The sequence below is a fragment of the Escherichia sp. WS1451 genome (assembly GCF_046487365.1).
Classification (GTDB): domain Bacteria; phylum Pseudomonadota; class Gammaproteobacteria; order Enterobacterales; family Enterobacteriaceae; genus Escherichia; species Escherichia coli.
Window position 1 is genome coordinate 65,199 of the sequence record NZ_JBJQJP010000017.1, and the last position, 21,686, is coordinate 86,884.

General features: G+C 50.2%; 14 protein-coding genes. 6 read left to right on the top strand and 8 right to left on the bottom strand.

Features of this window, described 5'->3' with window-relative positions; translation table 11 throughout:
- Positions 1 to 3: 3 nt before the first annotated feature.
- Positions 4 to 3,117, top strand: coding sequence for a multidrug efflux pump RND permease MdtF (mdtF, locus tag ACJHX7_RS19385; protein ID WP_000024905.1), 3,114 nt, complete (start codon positions 4 to 6; stop codon positions 3,115 to 3,117).
- 362 nt (positions 3,118 to 3,479) lie between these two features.
- Here the strand turns inward: mdtF and gadW are convergent, their stop codons facing one another.
- From gadW to ccp, 4 genes are all read right to left on the bottom strand, one after another.
- Entirely contained in the window at positions 3,480 to 4,208 is a 729-nt protein-coding gene (gene gadW / locus ACJHX7_RS19390; protein WP_077516603.1) for an acid resistance transcriptional activator GadW, read from the bottom strand.
- A gap of 368 nt (positions 4,209 to 4,576) precedes the next feature.
- Positions 4,577 to 5,401 carry an acid resistance transcriptional activator GadX gene (gadX, locus tag ACJHX7_RS19395; protein ID WP_077737648.1) on the bottom strand — a complete coding sequence of 275 codons (825 nt, stop codon included), beginning with the start codon at positions 5,399 to 5,401 and terminating at the stop codon, positions 4,577 to 4,579.
- Between the two features lie 359 nt (positions 5,402 to 5,760).
- The gene (locus tag ACJHX7_RS19400; protein ID WP_000372259.1) at positions 5,761 to 7,161 is read right to left on the bottom strand and encodes a glutamate decarboxylase; all 1,401 of its coding nucleotides are present in this window, start codon (positions 7,159 to 7,161) and stop codon (positions 5,761 to 5,763) included.
- 210 nt (positions 7,162 to 7,371) lie between these two features.
- On the bottom strand, positions 7,372 to 8,769 hold the full coding sequence (gene ccp, locus ACJHX7_RS19405) for a cytochrome c peroxidase (RefSeq protein WP_000784844.1): 1,398 nt from the start codon (positions 8,767 to 8,769) through the stop codon (positions 7,372 to 7,374).
- Positions 8,770 to 9,173: 404 nt separating this feature from the next.
- On the opposite strand from ccp, the gene ACJHX7_RS19410 reads away from it, so the two are divergent.
- Positions 9,174 to 10,823: an alpha,alpha-trehalase gene (locus ACJHX7_RS19410; protein ID WP_032330065.1), complete on the top strand. Its 1,650-nt coding sequence runs from the start codon at positions 9,174 to 9,176 to the stop codon at positions 10,821 to 10,823.
- A 50-nt stretch (positions 10,824 to 10,873) separates the two neighbouring features.
- Here the strand turns inward: ACJHX7_RS19410 and ACJHX7_RS19415 are convergent, their stop codons facing one another.
- The gene (locus ACJHX7_RS19415) at positions 10,874 to 11,476 is read right to left on the bottom strand and encodes a helix-turn-helix transcriptional regulator (protein ID WP_001167666.1); all 603 of its coding nucleotides are present in this window, start codon (positions 11,474 to 11,476) and stop codon (positions 10,874 to 10,876) included.
- A 519-nt stretch (positions 11,477 to 11,995) separates the two neighbouring features.
- Here ACJHX7_RS19415 and ACJHX7_RS19420 point away from each other — a divergent pair.
- The 3 genes from ACJHX7_RS19420 to ACJHX7_RS19430 all read left to right on the top strand — a co-directional run bounded on the left by ACJHX7_RS19420 (position 11,996) and on the right by ACJHX7_RS19430 (position 15,671).
- The gene (locus ACJHX7_RS19420; RefSeq protein ID WP_089583450.1) at positions 11,996 to 12,895 is read left to right on the top strand and encodes a LysR family transcriptional regulator; all 900 of its coding nucleotides are present in this window, start codon (positions 11,996 to 11,998) and stop codon (positions 12,893 to 12,895) included.
- A gap of 48 nt (positions 12,896 to 12,943) precedes the next feature.
- A complete protein-coding gene (gene yhjD / locus ACJHX7_RS19425) occupies positions 12,944 to 13,957 on the top strand; it encodes an inner membrane protein YhjD (protein ID WP_000191259.1) in 1,014 nt (337 codons plus the stop codon).
- Positions 13,958 to 14,348: 391 nt separating this feature from the next.
- Positions 14,349 to 15,671, top strand: a complete 1,323-nt coding sequence (locus tag ACJHX7_RS19430; protein ID WP_001149007.1) for an MFS transporter — start codon at positions 14,349 to 14,351, stop codon at positions 15,669 to 15,671.
- A 178-nt stretch (positions 15,672 to 15,849) separates the two neighbouring features.
- Here the strand turns inward: ACJHX7_RS19430 and ACJHX7_RS19435 are convergent, their stop codons facing one another.
- Positions 15,850 to 17,910, bottom strand: coding sequence for an AsmA family protein (locus tag ACJHX7_RS19435; protein ID WP_094030519.1), 2,061 nt, complete (start codon positions 17,908 to 17,910; stop codon positions 15,850 to 15,852).
- A 69-nt stretch (positions 17,911 to 17,979) separates the two neighbouring features.
- On the bottom strand, positions 17,980 to 18,747 hold the full coding sequence (pdeH, locus tag ACJHX7_RS19440; protein WP_001329855.1) for a cyclic-guanylate-specific phosphodiesterase: 768 nt from the start codon (positions 18,745 to 18,747) through the stop codon (positions 17,980 to 17,982).
- 231 nt (positions 18,748 to 18,978) lie between these two features.
- Here pdeH and kdgK point away from each other — a divergent pair, with 231 nt between their 5' ends.
- Complete coding sequence (gene kdgK, locus ACJHX7_RS19445; protein WP_094030518.1) at positions 18,979 to 19,908, top strand: 2-dehydro-3-deoxygluconokinase; 930 nt, start codon at positions 18,979 to 18,981, stop codon at positions 19,906 to 19,908.
- A gap of 94 nt (positions 19,909 to 20,002) precedes the next feature.
- On the opposite strand, the gene ACJHX7_RS19450 is transcribed toward kdgK, so the two are convergent.
- Positions 20,003 to 21,499 carry a M16 family metallopeptidase gene (locus ACJHX7_RS19450; RefSeq protein WP_001163136.1) on the bottom strand — a complete coding sequence of 499 codons (1,497 nt, stop codon included), beginning with the start codon at positions 21,497 to 21,499 and terminating at the stop codon, positions 20,003 to 20,005.
- Positions 21,500 to 21,686 lie beyond the last annotated feature (187 nt).

Genomic DNA, 21,686 nt, shown 5'->3' on the forward strand with positions numbered 1-21,686 from the left:
TTCATGGCTAACTATTTTATTGATCGCCCGGTTTTTGCCTGGGTACTTGCCATTATTATGATGCTTGCAGGTGGTCTGGCGATCATGAACTTACCGGTTGCGCAGTATCCGCAGATTGCGCCACCGACCATTACCGTCAGCGCTACCTATCCAGGTGCCGATGCGCAAACGGTAGAAGACTCGGTCACTCAGGTGATTGAGCAAAATATGAATGGGCTTGATGGCCTGATGTACATGTCTTCAACCAGTGATGCGGCGGGTAATGCCTCTATTACTCTGACCTTCGAGACTGGGACATCGCCTGATATCGCACAGGTTCAGGTGCAAAATAAACTGCAACTCGCTATGCCTTCATTACCTGAAGCGGTGCAGCAGCAGGGGATTAGCGTCGATAAGTCGAGCAGTAATATCCTGATGGTAGCGGCGTTTATTTCTGATAACGGCAGCCTCAACCAGTACGATATCGCCGACTATGTAGCGTCTAATATCAAAGACCCGCTAAGCCGTACCGCGGGCGTTGGTAGCGTACAGCTCTTTGGTTCCGAGTACGCCATGCGTATCTGGCTGGACCCGCAAAAACTCAATAAATATAACCTGGTACCTTCCGATGTTATTTCCCAGATTAAGGTGCAAAACAACCAGATTTCCGGTGGTCAACTGGGTGGCATGCCACAGGCGGCAGACCAGCAACTGAACGCCTCGATCATTGTGCAGACGCGTCTGCAAACGCCGGAAGAATTTGGCAAAATCCTGTTGAAAGTTCAGCAAGATGGTTCGCAAGTGCTGCTGCGTGATGTCGCCCGCGTCGAACTTGGGGCGGAAGATTATTCCACCGTGGCGCGCTATAACGGCAAACCTGCTGCCGGGATCGCCATCAAACTGGCTACCGGAGCAAACGCCCTGGATACCTCGCGAGCGGTGAAAGAGGAGCTGAACCGTTTATCAGCCTATTTCCCCGCAAGCCTGAAGACGGTTTATCCTTACGACACCACACCGTTTATCAAAATTTCTATTCAGGAAGTTTTCAAAACGCTGGTTGAGGCTATCATCCTCGTCTTCCTGGTCATGTATCTGTTTTTGCAGAATTTCCGCGCCACAATCATCCCGACGATTGCCGTACCGGTGGTTATTCTCGGGACGTTTGCGATCTTGTCGGCGGTCGGTTTCACCATCAACACGTTAACTATGTTCGGGATGGTGCTGGCGATAGGGTTACTGGTGGATGACGCCATCGTGGTGGTGGAGAACGTCGAGCGTGTCATTGCGGAAGATAAGCTACCGCCGAAGGAAGCGACGCATAAATCGATGGGGCAGATCCAACGTGCGCTGGTCGGGATTGCCGTTGTTCTTTCCGCAGTGTTTATGCCGATGGCCTTTATGAGCGGTGCGACCGGGGAGATCTACCGCCAGTTCTCCATCACGCTGATCTCCTCCATGCTGCTTTCAGTATTTGTAGCAATGAGCCTGACCCCTGCCCTGTGCGCCACCATTCTGAAAGCCGCGCCGGAGGGCGGTCACAAACCTAACGCCCTGTTCGCACGCTTCAACACGCTGTTTGAAAAATCAACTCAGCACTATACCGACAGCACCCGCTCGCTGTTGCGTTGTACCGGTCGCTACATGGTGGTCTACCTGCTGATTTGCGCCGGGATGGCGGTGCTGTTCCTGCGTACGCCGACCTCTTTCTTACCAGAAGAGGATCAGGGGGTATTTATGACCACCGCGCAGTTACCTTCCGGTGCAACCATGGTTAACACCACGAAAGTGCTGCAACAGGTGACGGATTATTATCTGACAAAAGAGAAAAATAATGTTCAGTCGGTGTTTACCGTTGGTGGCTTTGGCTTCAGTGGTCAGGGGCAAAACAACGGTCTGGCGTTTATCAGCCTCAAGCCGTGGTCTGAACGTGTCGGCGAGGAAAACTCGGTTACCGCGATTATTCAGCGGGCAATGATTGCGCTAAGCAGTATCAATAAAGCCGTCGTCTTCCCGTTCAACTTACCCGCGGTGGCTGAACTGGGTACCGCGTCAGGTTTTGATATGGAACTGCTGGACAACGGCAATCTGGGGCACGAAAAGCTGACCCAGGCGCGAAACGAGCTATTATCACTGGCAGCGCAATCACCGAATCAAGTCACCGGGGTACGCCCGAACGGCCTGGAAGATACGCCGATGTTCAAAGTGAACGTCAACGCCGCGAAAGCCGAGGCAATGGGTGTGGCGCTGTCTGATATCAACCAGACAATTTCCACCGCCTTCGGCAGCAGCTACGTGAACGACTTCCTCAACCAGGGGCGGGTGAAAAAAGTGTATGTCCAGGCAGGCACGCCGTTCCGTATGTTGCCGGATAACATCAACCAGTGGTATGTACGCAACGCCTCTGGCACGATGGCACCGCTTTCGGCCTATTCGTCTACCGAATGGACCTATGGTTCACCGCGACTGGAACGCTACAACGGCATCCCGTCAATGGAGATTTTAGGTGAAGCGGCGGCCGGGAAAAGTACCGGTGACGCCATGAAATTTATGGCAGACCTGGTCGCAAAACTTCCGGCAGGCGTCGGCTACTCATGGACCGGACTGTCGTATCAGGAAGCGTTATCCTCAAATCAGGCTCCTGCGCTGTATGCGATTTCACTGGTCGTGGTGTTCCTCGCCCTCGCCGCACTTTATGAGAGCTGGTCAATTCCGTTCTCGGTGATGTTGGTTGTTCCGTTAGGCGTCGTTGGCGCATTACTGGCCACCGATCTGCGCGGCTTAAGTAATGACGTCTACTTCCAGGTTGGTTTGCTGACCACCATCGGGCTTTCCGCCAAAAACGCCATCCTGATTGTCGAATTTGCCGTTGAGATGATGCAGAAAGAAGGGAAAACGCCGATAGAGGCGATCATCGAAGCGGCGCGAATGCGTTTACGCCCAATCCTGATGACCTCTCTGGCCTTTATTCTCGGCGTGCTGCCGCTGGTTATCAGTCATGGTGCCGGTTCTGGCGCGCAAAACGCGGTAGGTACCGGCGTGATGGGCGGGATGTTTGCCGCAACAGTGCTGGCAATTTACTTCGTTCCGGTCTTTTTCGTTGTAGTGGAACATCTCTTTGCCCGCTTTAAAAAAGCGTAACGTGTAAATGAGAGTAAGGTTGAACGTGAGGGTTCAGCCTTACTCTTTCCTGCTAACCATTCACCACTCAACAACCAGCTAACCGTCAGGAATACCAGGCTTAGTACACAGCACTGAAAGTAGAAACCACTCCAGCCATTCGTCATCAATTTAAACAACACAATACTGACCCACATTCCCGTAATCGTATGAATTGTCAGCTTAATAATCCCAAACATGCCGAGTCTTTTCCTCCTGAAAATACCTATACCGCCTGGCAAACTGCGAAAGAGAACTAGCCGGTAGCCCGGCAGAAATCATCAGGGAAGAGTTTCACATGAAGCAGGTGTGAGATCCTGACCAATATTCAAATGCAAAATATGTCAGGAAAAGGTACCTGGCGAATGTTGCGCAAACTGATGTGGCGTTACACCATAATATTGTCGAAATGTGTTTATAAAGTACGACGTACTGCTATAGCCACATTTTTCCGCAATAGTATGCAGAGGAATTTGACGTAACTCGAGTAATCGTCTGGCCATCGACATCCTGGAGGCGAGTAATATTTTACTGAAACAGGTATTTTCATCCTGCAACTTTTTTTTGATGAGACTCTCGCTGGTATACATTCTTTCTGCGATATCGCGCAGATACCAACGTTTGGCGATATCAAAGCTAATAAGGCGTTCAACTTTTCCTGAAACAGTACTGATACTATTGAAAAGTAAGGGGATCAGTTCTTTCTTATGAGAAAACATTGATAAACAGGAAAGGTAGAGCATTTTGCTCAGTATCGGCGAATTGACCCGGGGGTCATTGAAACTATCAAAAATCGCCGTCACCAGCGGTATGGGGGGTGACTGGTTAATTAACAGACGGTCTTTGCTATGTAACCCTAAATTGCGTGGTATCTGACGAATATTTTGTAAGTAATGGCAAACTGTCAGCTCATCGATATCCAGTCGTCGCGTATCCGGTGAACAAAACGCAAAATCGTCTGCCAAATTTTTATCCAGCAGCAGGATACTCTCGTTATGCAACGATATTTTTTGCTGTTCATGATAAATATCGAATGAACGACGAACGAGGATCACCGAGCAGACATGAGTCATGACTATCCCTTATATTTCATTACTGCGATTATTTCAATTTCAGTATACTAATGAAATGATGCCAGACTGTTTCTTAGCGCAAAAACTGCCAGATTTGGTAGGACCAAAATTTATCCACAAAGTAGTTTTGCATAACAGTTAATTGACAATAAGTAAATGCAACACGAATATATTTTCGCACAGCGTATAGCTTATGTTTATAAAAAAATGGCTGATCTTATTTCCAGTAAAAGTTATATTTAACTTACTGAGAGCACAAAGTTTCCCGTGCCAACAGGGAGTGTTATAACGGTTTATTAGTCTGGAGACGGCAGACTATCCTCTTCCCGGTCCCCTATGCCGGGTTTTTTTTATGTCTGAGTAAAACTCTATAATCTTATTCCTTCCGCAGAACGGTCAGTGCCGTAAAAATTCCCTTGCGCAGCTATACTTGCCGCCGTGCCACAGTTCGGTAATTCCTGCGCCGATCGCTCCTGATACTCTGTGGGCGTCATCCCATAATAATTTCGAAAAACGTAAATGAAATACGACACGCTGTGATATCCACAGGATACTGCAACTCTCTTAATTGAAACCCCATATATAACAATAAGTTGTAAAGCACGCTGCATCCTACACTCAGTAAGCAACTGTGAATATGACGTACCTTCTTCGCGCAATTTTTTCTTTAACAGGCTTGGACTCATCAACAATTCGCTAGCAATTCGGGCTAATGTCCACTCATGGGCGATATTATTATTGATGACCGTACAAACTCGTGTTCGCATATTCGGTTGCAACACGTTCAGAAGTAACGGTATAAACTGCGTATCCTCAAGAAAAACAGATAACAACGCAAAGATTAATGCCCTTTTACGTAGCATTTCTGCATAGCGAAGATTCTTATTCTGCGATAGTTGCGCAACTTCCTGAAAAACAGGAATATCTCTGGTACAGTGATGAACGAGTAATGAAGGAACTTTTTTATGTGCATGAAGTTTTAATGCCTCCTCCTTGAGCATCGGGAGAAATAATGAAAGCGTGTCTCTTGAAACTAATACGAAATTCTCAACACACTTATCCACTTGAATTTGGCTTGCATCCGCAAAAACCAGATCACCGCCGTTAAAATAGCGATATTCACCATTAACCATGGTGAGAATATATTTATGTCTTGCGTACGCAATTAGACAATTACCATGTAGTGGTTGCATAGTTGACTTAATATTACATAAACATATTACTGTTTATTAATGTAGCACGCCGCCCTCTTAAGTCAAATTGATTGATAAATAAATTTAAACGAAGCGGGAAAACAGGATGATAATCTACGGGCAGGATGACTGGATTTATAATACAAAAGGTGTGCTTAAGAACGCAGTGAAATTAATAGTAAGCAAATAATCCCTTGCAGTGACATTAAAAATACCCGTTACATTGAATAAACATTCATATAACATATATCTTATCAACACGATGAATAGACAGCCAATATATTATTGCGATTAATAAGCAACCGAATGCCCAGCTGTTTTTTAAAGGTTGGGCATTCGGTTTTTACAACGTGATGTTATCAGGTATGTTTAAAGCTGTTCTGCTGGGCAATACCCTGCAGTTTCGGGTGATCGCTGAGATATTTCAGGGAGGCTTTGTAGTCTTCCAGCAACAGTTCAGCAAAGTCCATTTCGAAGCCGCGACGACACATAATGCGCATCACCACGATGTCGGTGGCTTCACCGCCGAGAGTGAAGGCCGGAACCTGCCAGCCGCGCAGACGCAGACGTTCAGAGAGGTCGTACAGGGTGTATCCCGGATCTTCACCATCTTTCAGTTTGAAGCAAACCGCCGGGATGCCTTCGTCCGGGCGACCGGTACAGATGAACTCATACGGCCCCAGTTTGGCGATTTCATCCGCCAGATAGGCAGCAACCTGGTAGGAAGCGTTCTGTACTTTGGTATAGCCTTCACGGCCAAGGCGCAGGAATTCATAGTACTGTGCAATCACCTGACCCGCCGGGCGGGAGAAGTTGATGGCGAAAGTCCCAATCTGACCACCGAGATAGTCAACGTTGAACACCAATTCCTGCGGCAGCGCTTCTTCATCACGCCAGATAACCCAGCCGCAGCCTAGCGGAGCCAGACCGAATTTATGGCCTGAAGCACTGATCGATTTCACACGCGGCAGGCGGAAGTCCCAGACGATATCCGGGGCGACGAACGGTGCCAGGAAGCCACCGCTGGCAGCGTCGATGTGCATGTCGATGTCGATACCGGTGTCGGCCTGGAATTTATCCAGCGCATCGTGCAGCGGCTGCGGGAACTCATAGTTACCGGTGTAGGTCACGCCGAAAGTCGGCACCACGCCGATGGTGTTTTCGTCGCAGGCTTCAATCATGCGTTTCGGGTCCATAAACAACTGACCGGGGCGCATAGGGATCTCACGCAGCTCCACATCCCAGTAGCGGGCGAATTTATGCCAGCAGATTTGTACCGGACCGCACACCAGGTTTGGTTTGTTGGTCGGCTTACCTGCGGCTTCCATACGCTTGCGCCAACGCCATTTCATCGCCATCCCGCCGAGCATACAGGCCTCGGAAGAACCAATGGTGTTGGTGCCAACGGCCTGACCATTTTTCGGCGCAGGCGCATGCCACAAGTCAGCAACCATGTTTACGCAACGCAGGTCGATGGCTGCGGATTGCGGATATTCTTCTTTGTCGATCCAGTTTTTATTGATCGACAAATCCATCAATTTATGGACGTTTTCGTCGTCCCAGGTCTGGCAGAAAGTGGCCAGGTTCTGACGAGCGTTGCCATCAAGATATAATTCGTCATTGATAATCTGGAATGCGACATCATCGCGCATTTCGTGCAGCGGAAATCGTTTTGACTCCGCGATAGTAGAAATGGCCTTTGCGCCAAAACGTGAATCGAGTAGTTCTGAGCGGAAATCCGTTAACAGCTTCTGGTCCATTTCGAACTCCTTAAATTTATTTGAAGGCAATAAAAAAGTAGGATTTATCCGCAATGGAAGCAAGGCATTACAGGCTTAATTTAAATAACAAAATCCTAAGCAGAAAAACGACTTTTTATAATATAAACATTTAACATGATAATATTAAAAACAGACTTTATTATTGCAATAAAAATCACCCGAACATTCCTGTTCGGGCGATTAAATTAATTATTGTTTATCCTGCATATACGGCGTGTAAACCCCGTTCAGACTGTGCAGGAAAGCTACGATATCATCCACATCCTCCTGCGGCAGCTCTTTGCCTACCTGATAGCGCAACATCAGTTTCACCGCCCCGTCCAGCGTCGGCACATCACCGCGATGGAAGTACGGTGCCGTTAGTGCAACGTTACGTAAACCGGGTACTTTCTGACGCAATTTATCGCGCTCTTCTTTAGTCACATTCATACGACCAATATCCGCCGCCGTAATTTCACCAAAGTTAAAGTCTTTTTTCAGCCCCAACGGTTCGAAGGAACGTCCGCCGAGAATAATACCACCATGACAAGTTGCACATTTATTATCTTTAAATAATTGATAGCCTTTTTTCTGTTGTGCCGTCAGCGCATTCTCATCTCCACGCAACCATTTATCAAATGGGGAATCCGGCGTAATTAATGTTTTTTCAAATTCAGCAATGGCATCAGTAATATTTTCACCGCTGAAACCTTGCGGATAGACTTCGAGGAACTGCGCTTTAAGCTGCGGATCTTTTTCCAGCTTAGCAATAATTTCGTCCCAGGATTTCGACGCCATTTCAATCGGGTTCAACGGCGGTCCACCCGCCTGATCCTGCAATGTTGCCGCACGACCATCCCAGAACTGCTCAACGTTAAATACTGAGTTAAATACCGTCGGCGCGTTAATCGGCCCAACTGCGCCACCAACACCAATCGATGTTTTTCTGCCATCGACGCCCCCCGCATTCAACGCATGGCAATGAGCGCATGAAATGGTGCTATCAGCCGATAAACGGGGATCGTGATACAGCGCAAAGCCCAACGCCACTTTTTGCGCATCGGTAGGCAGTTTTTGCGGGATGGGCTGCACCGGTTCATTGCGATGCTCCGGAGCAGTATCATTACTGGCGTAATATTCTGCGCGTTGTTTTGCAATCCAGGCGAGTATTTCCGCCCGCTCTTCATCACTCACCTTACCCGCCCAGTGTAGCGCGGTATAACGCGTTGGTGGCATGGTTTCATACTGCATTACCCATTCAATCTTATTCAGATCGCTTTGCGAAACGGGTTTATCAGCCAGCAGAGCCGCACGCACGGCCTCGAGGTTAAAAGATTTATATCCAAGCTTAATGTCGTAATCCATCAACTGTTTCGCGCCAGGAATATAATAATAGGCGGGTAATTCTGCCGAAGGCGTATGGCAATAGTCGCATCCTTTTTCGCGAAGAAAACCTAAAACCTGATTATTTTCACTGACAGCAGATGCCTGAACATCGGCCTGTTTACTGCGTTTATTATCGTGGTACCACACATAACCAGATAACCCTAAATAGCAAATCGCGACGCCAGCCAGGCCGATCGCGGTAATACGTGAGACCATTTTCATTATTCTTCCCTCACGGTGGTGAGTTATTGTGACCCAGAAAATTTTTCAGAATGCTGCAAACGTCTCTGCGAGACAAAGCCATCATAAAAAACAGGGAAATACGCTTTTTGATAGGAATCAATCAATTACATGAATATAAACTATCAATAAGATAGCCTGTGCCTATTACCCAGATCAGGAATGGCATATCATGATTGCGGCGAGAGCAGGATTGAATGTTCTGAAAATGAAAAACAACACGAAATCCGTATTTTTATAAATTCCATTGATATTAGTGCGTTATATTTTTTGGCAGGTTAATAAACGTGATCCACCGCACGCTTTGTCGCCCACCAGGCGGAGCGAATGACTACCCTTAAAGAAAAGCCCGATAATTAGCGACGAATTTCGGAGGTCGGATCCTTATGCTCAATCAGAAAATTCAAAACCCTAATCCAGACGAACTGATGATCGAGGTCGATCTCTGCTATGAGCTGGACCCGTATGAATTAAAACTGGATGAGATGATCGAGGCAGAACCGGAACCCGAGATGATTGAAGGGCTGCCCGCCTCTGATGCGCTGACGCCTGCCGATCGCTATCTCGAACTGTTCGAGCATGTTCAGTCGGCGAAAATTTTCCCCGACAGTAAAACCTTTCCCGACTGCGCACCTAAAATGGACCCGCTGGATATTTTAATCCGCTACCGTAAAGTGCGCCGTCATCGTGATTTTGACTTGCGCAAGTTTGTTGAAAACCACTTCTGGCTGCCGGAGGTCTACTCCAGCGAGTATGTATCGGACCCGCAAAATTCCCTGAAAGAGCATATCGACCAGCTGTGGCCGGTGCTAACCCGCGAACCGCAGGATCACATTCCGTGGTCTTCTCTGCTGGCGCTGCCGCAGTCATATATTGTCCCGGGCGGCCGTTTTAGCGAAACCTACTATTGGGATTCCTATTTCACCATGCTGGGGCTGGCGGAAAGTGGTCGGGAAGATTTGCTGAAATGCATGGCCGATAACTTCGCCTGGATGATCGAAAACTACGGTCACATCCCCAACGGCAACCGCACCTATTATTTGAGCCGCTCGCAACCACCGGTTTTTGCGCTGATGGTGGAGTTGTTTGAAGAAGATGGTGTACGCGGTGCGCGCCGCTATCTCGACCACCTGAAAATGGAATATGCCTTCTGGATGGACGGTGCAGAATCGTTGATCCCTAATCAGGCCTATCGCCATGTTGTGCGGATGCCGGACGGCTCGCTGCTCAACCGTTACTGGGACGATCGCGACACGCCGCGTGACGAATCCTGGCTTGAAGACGTTGAAACCGCGAAACATTCTGGTCGCCCGCCCAACGAGGTGTACCGTGATTTACGTGCGGGGGCGGCCTCCGGTTGGGATTACTCTTCCCGTTGGCTGCGTGATACTGGTCGTCTGGCGAGCATTCGTACCACCCAGTTCATCCCCATCGATCTGAATGCCTTCCTGTTTAAACTGGAGAGCACCATCGCCAACATCTCGGCGCTGAAAGGCGAGAAAGAGACAGAAGCACTGTTCCGCCAGAAGGCCAGTGCCCGTCGCGATGCGGTAAACCGTTACCTTTGGGATGATGAAAACGGTATCTACCGCGATTACGACTGGCGACGCGAGCAACTGGCGCTGTTTTCCGCTGCCGCCATTGTGCCGCTCTATGTCGGTATGGCGAACCATGAACAGGCCGATCGTCTGGCAAACGCCGTGCGCAGCCGATTACTGACACCTGGCGGGATTCTGGCAAGCGAGTACGAAACCGGTGAACAGTGGGATAAACCCAACGGCTGGGCACCGTTACAGTGGATGGCAATTCAGGGATTTAAGATGTACGGCGATGACCTTCTGGGTGATGAAATCGCGCGCAACTGGCTGAAGACGGTGAATCAGTTCTATCTGGAACAGCACAAACTGATCGAGAAATACCATATTGCCGATGGTGTTCCTCGCGAAGGCGGCGGTGGCGAGTATCCGTTGCAGGATGGGTTTGGCTGGACTAACGGTGTGGTGCGCCGTTTAATTGGTTTGTACGGTGAACCATAATATTTTTACAGCCAGCCGCTAACTTCCTGCTGGCTGTAAAATTATCCTCTTCAGGAGGAGATATTTAACATCATTGCCGCCTGGGTGCGATTTTTCACTTCCAGACGGCGATACAGGGATTCCAGATGCGCTTTTACCGTTCCGGTACTGATATTCAGCGCCCTGCCGATCTCCTTATTTGATTCGCCCGCCGCTAACATGGTTAAAATCTCCCGCTGGCGGGCGCTTAACGATTTGAGATCTTTAATGTCCTTTTCCGGCGTCGTTCGCCAGTCTCCCGGCAGAAACATCATCCCCATCGCCGCACTATTTACCGCCAACGCAAATGTCTCGACGGTTGAATCACGAGGCACAATGGCCAGCACATTAAAATGGATAACTTCCTGTAACCACCGTTTATTGCAATCCGTCGCCGTAATTAACACCTTAACCTCAGGAAATTGCACCACGGTTTTTTGCAGTAACCAGTAGCAAAACTCACCATCCTGATCGCCATCGAGCATCACTAAGGCTTCAGGGTAACTTTCCAGCTTTTGCCATAACTCATCTGCCTGACCGGCCCCCTGAATACTCACTCCTGGAATACGCTGCTGTAAACTGATTTTCATTCCATGAATAAATATTGACTGCCTGTCAAACATGACTATTTGCATAACTGAATCTCCACCTGAATACGTTAAAAAGACTTAAGTAGTGGAAGGGTATTACCCGCGAGAAAAAATAAGAATTCGCCATTTGGCGGTGGCCATTCTACAGAGATGACGCGTAGAAAATAGTTACCGATATAAATAGTTACAGCTAAACGCCTGAAATTACATGTCGAGTGCACTATTTAAAACAATTTTGAGGATTTCCTTATATTGATGGTTAGTACGCATGCAATTAAAAATGAAACTCCGCGACCACAAGCAAAAATAACAAATGGCAATGAGACAAAAATAAGCACAAATAGCCAACACGTCCTCTGTTCACTTTAAAGGGAATCGCTGAAAAAAACGCTCTGTTTAGGGAAATTCACCTTTCTCATAAAGCTATTCCGCCCTTTTCCTGCTGAGAAATCGCCACATTCGTCATGACAACATTGTGAAACCCGGCATTAGATGTTAGAAAAAACAATAAACAATGCGATATGCGCGCTACTGTTTCGCTGTGAACAACAATCGGTCAAAGAAATGGATAAAATTCACGCAATGCAGTTGTTCATCAAAGTCGCTGAGCTGGAAAGTTTTTCCCGCGCAGCGGATTTCTTTGCTTTGCCAAAGGGAAGTGTTTCGCGCCAGATACAGGCACTGGAACATCAACTTGGCACCCAGCTTCTCCAGCGCACCACGCGGCGGGTCAAACTCACGCCAGAAGGCATGACCTATTATCAACGGGCAAAAGATGTGTTGAGTAATCTCAACGAACTGGACGGTCTGTTTCAACAGGATGCCACCAGTATCAGCGGTAAATTACGCATCGACATCCCGCCAGGAATCGCGAAAAGCCTGTTACTGCCGCGTCTGTCGGAATTTCTCTATCTGCATCCGGGAATTGAGCTGGAGCTGAGTAGCCATGACCGTCCGGTAGATATTCTTCACGATGGTTTTGATTGCGTGATACGCACTGGCGCGTCACCGGAAGATGGCGTTATCGCCCGTCCCCTCGGCAAACTGACCGTGGTCAATTGTGCCAGTCCACACTATCTGACGCGCTTTGGTTATCCTCAAAGCCCCGACGATCTGACTTCGCACGCAATAGTGCGTTACACACCGCACCTGGGTGTACATCCGTTAGGTTTTGAGGTTGCCAGCGTTAATGGCGTCCAGTGGTTTAAGTCTGGCGGCATGTTGACGGTAAACAGTCGCGAAAACTATCTCGCCGCCGGTCTTGCCGGTCTGGGGATTATTCAGATCCCGCGCATTGCCGTGCGCGAAGCCCTGCGTGCCGGGCGGCTTATTGAAGTGTTGCCTGGCTACCGTGCCGAGCCGCTGTCCCTTTCACTGGTTTATCCGCAGCGTCGGGAGCTTTCCCGGCGTGTAAACCTGTTTATGCAGTGGCTGGCTGGCGTAATGAAAGAGTACCTGGACTGACCGACTATACTTTTTAAGAATGACCACGACAGAAGGACAAAAGAGCGGATGACGCAGGAAAACGAGATCAAACGTCCCACCCAGGATCTGGAGCACGAGCCGATTAAGCAGTTGGATAATAGCGAGAAAGGCGGCAAAGTTAGCCAGGCGCTGGAAACCGTCACCACTACTGCCGAGAAAGTCCAACGCCAACCGGTTATTGCGCACCTGATTCGCGCGACAGAACGCTTTAACGATCGGCTGGGTAACCAGTTTGGTGCGGCTATCACCTATTTCTCATTTTTGTCGATGATCCCGATTTTGATGGTGTCGTTTGCCGCAGGGGGCTTTGTGCTGGCCTCCCATCCGATGTTGCTACAGGATATCTTCGACAAAATTCTGCAAAACATCAGCGATCCGACGCTAGCCGCCACGTTGAAAAACACCATCAACACCGCCGTTCAGCAGCGTACGACTGTAGGGCTTGTCGGCCTGGCGGTGGCACTTTATTCCGGCATCAACTGGATGGGTAACCTGCGTGAAGCGATTCGTGCCCAGTCGCGCGATGTCTGGGAACGCTCGCCGCAAGATCAGGAGAAGTTCTGGGTAAAATATCTGCGTGATTTTATTTCGCTGATTGGTTTGTTGATTGCGCTGATTGTGACGCTTTCTATCACCTCGGTTGCCGGTTCGGCGCAGCAAATGATTATTAGCGCCCTGCACCTGAACAGCATTGAGTGGCTGAAACCGACGTGGCGGTTGATTGGCCTGGCGATTTCCATCTTCGCCAACTATCTGCTTTTCTTCTGGATCTTCTGGCGGTTACCGCGCCACCGTCCGCGCAAAAAAGCCCTGATTCGCGGAACATTTCTGGCTGCTATTGGTTTTGAAGTGATTAAAATTGTGATGACTTACACCCTGCCATCGCTGATGAAATCCCCCTCTGGCGCAGCATTTGGTTCCGTGCTGGGGCTGATGGCATTTTTCTACTTCTTCGCCCGTTTGACGCTGTTTTGCGCGGCGTGGATTGCCACCGCCGAATATAAAGACGACCCGCGAATGCCGGGGAAAACGCAGCGGTAATTCATTGGTTTATAATGCCTGATAAACGCACGGTCGATCCCCTCGCCCCTTCAGGGAGAGGATTAGGGTGAGGGGGTACAAGCCAGCCAGAGATCAGGCAATGACATGCACATAACCACCTGAAACTACATCTCTTCAGGAGCAAACAATTTCATACCAACTCATAACCCCAGCATATAAATCCAGTTGGTAACTTTTATTTAACCTTAAACCAGTTTTATCCACTATTTATAAAATTATGTGAAGCATTTCATAGAAGAAAAATCACGGGCCTAAACATTATCCCCTTTTTGCCTGGTTTTTGACCATTTCCGCAATTTGTTACACATTGAAATATCACTTTTGCTGTGCGTAATATGGCTATTCGTTAGCCAAAAAATAAGAAAAGATTATGCAAGCAACAGCCACAACACTCGACCACGAGCAAGAATACACGCCGATCAACTCGCGTAATAAAGTCCTTGTCGCCTCTCTCATTGGCACGGCCATTGAGTTCTTCGACTTTTACATTTACGCCACTGCGGCCGTTATTGTGTTTCCGCATATCTTCTTCCCGCAGGGCGATCCTACGGCAGCAACGCTACAGTCGCTCGCCACCTTCGCCATCGCCTTCGTCGCGCGCCCTATTGGCTCTGCCGTCTTTGGTCATTTTGGCGATCGCGTTGGGCGTAAAGCGACGCTGGTCGCCTCGTTGCTAACGATGGGGATTTCGACCGTGGTGATTGGTCTGCTGCCGGGCTATGCCACGATTGGTATTTTCGCCCCGCTGCTGCTGGCACTGGCTCGATTTGGTCAGGGTCTGGGCTTAGGCGGTGAATGGGGCGGCGCGGCGCTGCTGGCGACTGAAAACGCCCCACCGCGCAAACGTGCACTGTATGGCTCCTTCCCGCAGCTGGGCGCACCGATTGGCTTCTTCTTTGCCAACGGCACTTTCTTACTGCTTTCCTGGCTACTGACCGACGAGCAGTTTATGAGCTGGGGCTGGCGCGTGCCGTTTATCTTCTCGGCGGTGCTGGTCATTATCGGCCTGTATGTTCGCGTGTCGCTGCATGAGTCGCCGGTGTTTGAGAAAGTCGCTAAAGCGAAAAAACAGGTGAAGATCCCGCTGGGTACGCTGCTGACCAAACATGTTCGCGTAACCGTACTGGGTACGTTCATTATGCTGGCAACCTATACGCTGTTTTACATCATGACGGTCTACTCTATGACCTTTAGTACCGCCGCCGCGCCAGTTGGGCTTGGCCTGCCGCGTAACGAAGTGTTGTGGATGCTGATGATGGCAGTTATTGGTTTTGGCGTGATGGTGCCAGTCGCCGGATTACTGGCTGATGCCTTTGGTCGCCGTAAAAGCATGGTAATCATCACCACGCTGATCATCCTGTTCGCGCTGTTCGCCTTTAACCCGTTGCTCGGTTCTGGCAACCCGATTCTGGTTTTTGCCTTCCTGCTGCTGGGGTTAAGTCTGATGGGGCTGACCTTCGGTCCGATGGGCGCGCTGTTACCAGAGCTGTTCCCGACAGAAGTGCGTTACACCGGAGCATCGTTCTCTTACAACGTATCGTCGATTCTCGGGGCTTCCGTTGCGCCGTATATCGCAGCCTGGTTGCAGACTAACTACGGGTTAGGTGCGGTGGGGCTATATCTGGCGGCGATGGCTGGCTTGACGTTAATCGCCCTGCTGCTGACCCATGAGACGCGACATCAGTCGTTGTAATAAGAGTGAAAAGCCTGATGCGCTACGCTTATCAGGCCAGAATTTCCATACAATATATTGAATTAGCAAGGATTTGTAAGCCGGAGGCGTTCACGCCGCATCCGGCATGAACAAAGCACACTTTGCCAACAATCTAAATCTGTTTAATTGCCGGATGTCAGACATCCGGCAATTATCATCACTTCTTCATCTGCGACAAAATTGTCCTGCACTGATTAGCCTCCCCTTCGGAAGGTGAGATCAGCGCCAGTAACGCCGCCGCCGGTGTTACCAGCGTTGCCAGTGCCGCCGCAACGGCTCCGCGAGCAATCAACGGCCCGGCTTTCACCCCAGCCTGCGGATTTTTAAACGTCCCACGTACATACAGCGGCGAACGCAATGTGATAATCCGAATCCCTTTACTCTCCGGATCAATAGTCAAATCCAGCTGTTCCGAAGCAAAACTTGCCGTACCGGTAACGTTAATCAACGCGTTCTCAGTATCGAAAGCAAAAATCTGCGGGCGCGCCACGCCGTTGGCAATATCCAGATTCGCCGCCGCACAGTTCACCCGCACCTCATCATCACCAAATATCGCACCGACAATGTAGTTACCGACATTCAGCCCGACAATCTCCATCAGGTTGCGGCTCACCAGCCCGTCATTCATCAGCAGTTTCAGGTTGCCGTTACTGTTGCCTAAAAGCGCCGCCACCGAGTTACCGCTACCGCGTAGTTCCGCGTCACCGTTCATTTCCCCCAGCGTCTTCTGCATCAGTTCCACATCGGGCATCAGTTCTTTCAGTTTCAGTCGACGAGCCTGAATATCTGCCCGCCCTTGCATCGGTTTTTTATCACCTTCCAGATGAATATTCGCCGCAATGCTGCCGCCCGCCATGCCAAATTTCAGCGGTTGCAGGCGCAGGTCAGCATTTTTGAGGATGATATGAGTAGAAAGATCGCTAATCGGCAGGCTACTGCCATGCTCAATGCGCCGCCCTTTGAAGCGAACATCGGCATCCATAACGTCCCATTTATCGGTTTCGAAGCGGTCATAAGGCAGCACTTTGCCCGCAGGCTGAACGCTTTTTTCACCCTTCTTCTGTTCAGACCGTGTCGACTTTTCAGCTCCTTTCCCGGAATCAACGCCAATCAACGGTCCCAGGTCCGCCAGCCGCAATTGCCGCGACTCGACATCACCTTCCAGTTTTGGTCGTGGCTTGCCGGTGGTGTAGACCAGAGAACCGTGGATATCGCTATCGCCAATGCGCCCATTAAAGCCGCGATAATCAAAGACCGACGATTTTTCAGTGTCGATTTTCGCTACCAGCCGACCATCCGTTTCAAACGGCGGGGTATCGGGCAGCAGAACGCCCGTCAGTTCATAGAGATCACCCAGCGAATCGCCAGAAAATTTAAGCCGTAAATCGACACCCCCCATCTTCATTGGGTCATTCACAACGCCATCAAAAGCAACACGGGTGTTACCAGAGCGGAAATCAGCCTGTACCGGAAACGGCGTACCTTCGCCACGCAGCGCCAGCATACCGCCTATTTTTCCCGTACCAGTGAGCGGTTCACCGTTATAACGTCCCTGCGCCTTCAGGCCAAAAACGTAATCACCCACCTTTTCTTTATCCGCTTTACCTTTCGATCCAGTAACTTCGCTGAACGGCAGCGGCTTGCCTAACGGATCGACAAAAATTTCTAGATCCGCTTTGCTTACTTTGTCATCAATGGCGATCCGCCCTTGATCGAACAGAATATTATCCAGCCGAAACGACCATGCCGACGGCTTTGCATTCGCGTCTTTGTTATCATCGCTGGCGAGATTAAATGTCCAGTTGTTGTTCTTTTCTGAGAGGCGAATCAGGCGTGCGTCGGGCTTTTCCAGTTTGATCCACGGCAACCAGACCGTTTTGGTCAGCAGCGCCAGCGGGGCCAGCGTTGCCTCTACGCGTGGCAAATGCACCATTGTGACTTCGGGAATATCTGGTGGGTTGCCGAGAATGATGTCTTCCGCGTGTATATGGGGCCACGGTACCCAGCTGCGCCAGCCAGTTTCTTGTTTTTGCCGCTCCCACACCACGCCCAGATCGCCACGGATAGCGAACGGACGATTCAACTCCGCAGAGACTTTCTGGTTGATGGTCGGTTTGAGTCGATTCCAGTCAAAAGTTGCAATCAAAATGATCGCCACGACAATCAACAACAAGAAAGCCCCTGAAATCGCAGCGGTTATTTTGCCTGCCTTGCTCATCGTTCGCTTCCTCATATTCTTCCTGTGCCAGTCCTAAAGATAGTCCAGCCAGGCGGAAAATGAGGCAGCTTATAGCGCCAGAACCGCCGTATTCAGCGTTTCTATCGGTGCCGGGCGTGAAAGAAACCAGCCTTGTGCGGCGAATGCGGGCGAGTTCTGTACATCGCGCCACTCTTCCGGCGTTTCTACGCCCTCGACGATCACCCCGCGACAATAGCGATTCATGAGATGTAAAAGCTGAGAAAAGAGTGTGCGTCCTTCCGGCGACTGACGCAGCATCACAAACAGTTCTCGCGCGATTTTGATGTAGTCATAACGCACTTCACTTAGTGCAGAGAAATTTGCCATCCCGGTACCAAAATCATCCAGCCACAGCGGGCCAAATTCACACATCGAGGCAAAGGTTGAATCTTTCGGCAGGCGGATGTGTTCCACCAGTTCGAAACGCAGCCAGGGAAGATCCTCAATCTGGCGCAGGATTTTTGGTTGCTGACGCAGGGCGATGAGCGTAGGGCCATCAATATTGACCGATGCCAGCAGGCCGTGCTCTACAAAGAAGTCGGCTTTTTGCGCCAGCAAATCAATCTGCTCTTTCACAACCTCCATCCGATGGCTAACGGTGATTTCAGTAAAATAGCGATCCGGCGGCAGGCGTTGCGAAGGGTTCAAGGGATGCGTGACCACCGTTAATAGCTCCACGGCCATTAACCGCCCGCATGTTTGATAGATCGGCTGCCAGGTGTAAGCACGCTCACACTGCAACCAAAAACGCCGTTCCTGCAAGCTCTCGATGCTTGCTTCAGGGTTGCTTATTCGCTGGATAACCTGCCTTATCATCAAAGATGTCCTATGTTTAAAAGTGATGCTGCCCGGACTCGACAAAGATTATCGGCGCGCAAGGGCAGAACTTTACCGCCTGGCCGGGGTAAATTTCCCCACTCCACAACGGAATCTTTCAGGAATACGTTCTGGCTCAAAAAAATAATGGAACACTGTTTTAATATGGTTGACCAGCAAACCACCACAGCGCAAACTAACGCTAATTTTTTACAGATCAGGTTCACGACTATGTCCAAAAAGATTGCCGTGATTGGCGAATGCATGATTGAGCTTTCCGAGAAAGGCGCGGACGTTAAGCGCGGTTTCGGCGGCGATACCCTGAACACTTCCGTCTATATCGCCCGTCAGGTCGATCCTGCGGCATTAACCGTTCATTACGTAACGGCGCTGGGAACGGACAGTTTTAGCCAGCAGATGCTGGACGCCTGGCACGGCGAGAACGTTGATACTTCCCTGACCCAACGGATGGAAAACCGTCTGCCGGGCCTTTACTACATTGAAACCGACAGCACCGGCGAACGTACGTTCTACTACTGGCGTAACGAAGCCGCCGCCAAATTCTGGCTGGAGAGTGAGCAATCCGCGGCGATTTGCGAAGAGCTGGCGAATTTCGATTATCTCTACCTGAGCGGGATTAGCCTGGCGATCTTAAGCCCGACCAGCCGCGAAAAGCTGCTTTCCCTGCTGCGCGAATGCCGCGCCAACGGCGGAAAAGTGATTTTCGACAATAACTATCGTCCGCGCCTGTGGGCCAGCAAAGAAGAGACACAGCAGGTGTACCAACAAATGCTGGAATGCACGGATATCGCCTTCCTGACGCTGGACGATGAAGACGCGCTGTGGGGTCAACAGCCGGTGGGAGACGTCATTGCGCGCACCCATAACGCGGGCGTGAAAGAAGTGGTGGTGAAACGCGGGGCGGATTCTTGCCTGGTGTCCATTGCTGGCGAAGGGTTAGTGGATGTTCCGGCGGTAAAACTGCCGAAAGAAAAAGTGATCGATACCACCGCAGCTGGCGACTCTTTCAGTGCCGGTTATCTGGCGGTACGTTTGACGGGCGGCAGTGCGGAAGACGCAGCGAAACGCGGGCACCTGACCGCAAGTACCGTTATTCAGTATCGCGGCGCGATTATCCCGCGTGAAGCGATGCCAGCGTAAAAGCAGCATATGCAAAAGGCTGGATAGAGTGTTACCCCCTATCCAGCTCATCCATAAATACCTGATGGTTGTGCTAACTCATCACCATCAGGCATTACTGTACAGGTGGAATATCCGTCACTTCAGGATGTACGTCATCCGTGGCGACAGATGTGGCGGCAGCCGCAGTCGATGGGGCCATGATTTGATCCCAGGCCGCCTGCAACGCTTTCATGTTAAATTCCGGCTCGCCTTTCGGCTGCAGCAGTATTAACGCCATATCATTCGACAACTGCTGACGCAGATCCTGATTTAACATCTCCACCGTCAGGCTGTTAAGGAAATCCTGACGCAGTTTCTGATATTGCTCCGGCGCGATATCGACGACCTGATTTTGCAACGAACGCATCCGCTGCCCCATCAGAATATCGGTATCAGCTCGCGCATAGGCGGCAAACAGTTTCTGCAGCTCCAGTTTCTTTTGCGCCACTAACGCATTGAACTCTTCTTCCGGCAGACCTTTATCGCGAACCTTCGCCAGTTCACGCGCCACCAGATTAAGGTTGCTGTTCAGCTTGTCGTTTGGTGATTCGATGTTGATGGCACACTGCGCACGCAGATACAGCACACGACAGTCAAATCCAAGACCGATGTCTTTACTGTTACTGGCGCTTAACGCTTGCTGAACATGCCAGAACAGCGCCTCACGGGCCAGGTCCGCACGCCAGTAGCGCAGCAGTGCGGCTGATTCACGAATCGGCTGCCACGGCGTATCCCACATGATAGATAGCCGGTCCTGACGCACCGCGTCGGTCATAATACTCACCGCTTCCGCACGCAGCGGAGAAAGCGTCGGCACCGGAGCCGGTGTTTCACGTTTGCCTTTCAGTTCGCCAAACGTTTTATTGATTTGGTCGACGACCGAGCGCGCATCCACGTTTCCCACCACCAGCAGCGTCATTGCATCCGGGGTGTACCATTTCTGATAGAAATCTTTAATCTTTTCCGCTTCAACGGGTTGTTTCAGCGGATCGGCAGGATCGTGACCTAACAAGGTTGATCCTTTCAGACGATAACGCCACCAGCCCTCTTTAGTATCGGCAGGCCAGGTTGCCACCATGTCCTGACTTTGCAACGCATGGTTGATGGTTTCTGGCGTGATAGTCAGTTTGCCAGTGGCATTTGCCAGATAAGAGAGCGCCTCTTTCAGCAAGTCGTTACGGTTATTGGGCAAACTCAGATTAAACAGCGTGGTGTCATAAGAGACAATTACCGGCGGCATCGGGCGTTTAGGGTCGATCCCCTGCTGCCACAATGAACGCGCCTGCGCTGCGTCAAGGCCACCGCTTTGCGTTAGCGCAATACGAGGGATGGCGTGACTGTAACCGCTCTGTTGTGTACTTTCGGCGAGCGAACCGGTATTAACCAGCAGGCGAATTTCAACACGATCGCTGGGACGCTGGGGTGTAGTCAGCACTTGCCACTGTAAACCGTTGGAAAGCGTCCCCTGTTGCCATGCTGGATCAGGCTGGAGCGCATCTGCCTGCACATAGCCAGCAGTGGCCATCATCAGCAAACCGCCCGCTAAAAGTCGAATTTTTGTGCCCTGCATGTGAACCCCTGATCAACTATCCTGGTAATAAAAAACTGCCCGTTGTCGGTCAGTCTAAATGACGTTAAAAACACTTCGTGTTAGACCGCAAGAACATGAAAATGTCACGGAAGAAGTGAAATAAACCTGAACTCACCCAGGTGGTAAGTTCAGGCACAGGGGTCAATTATGCGCAAACACCCGCACT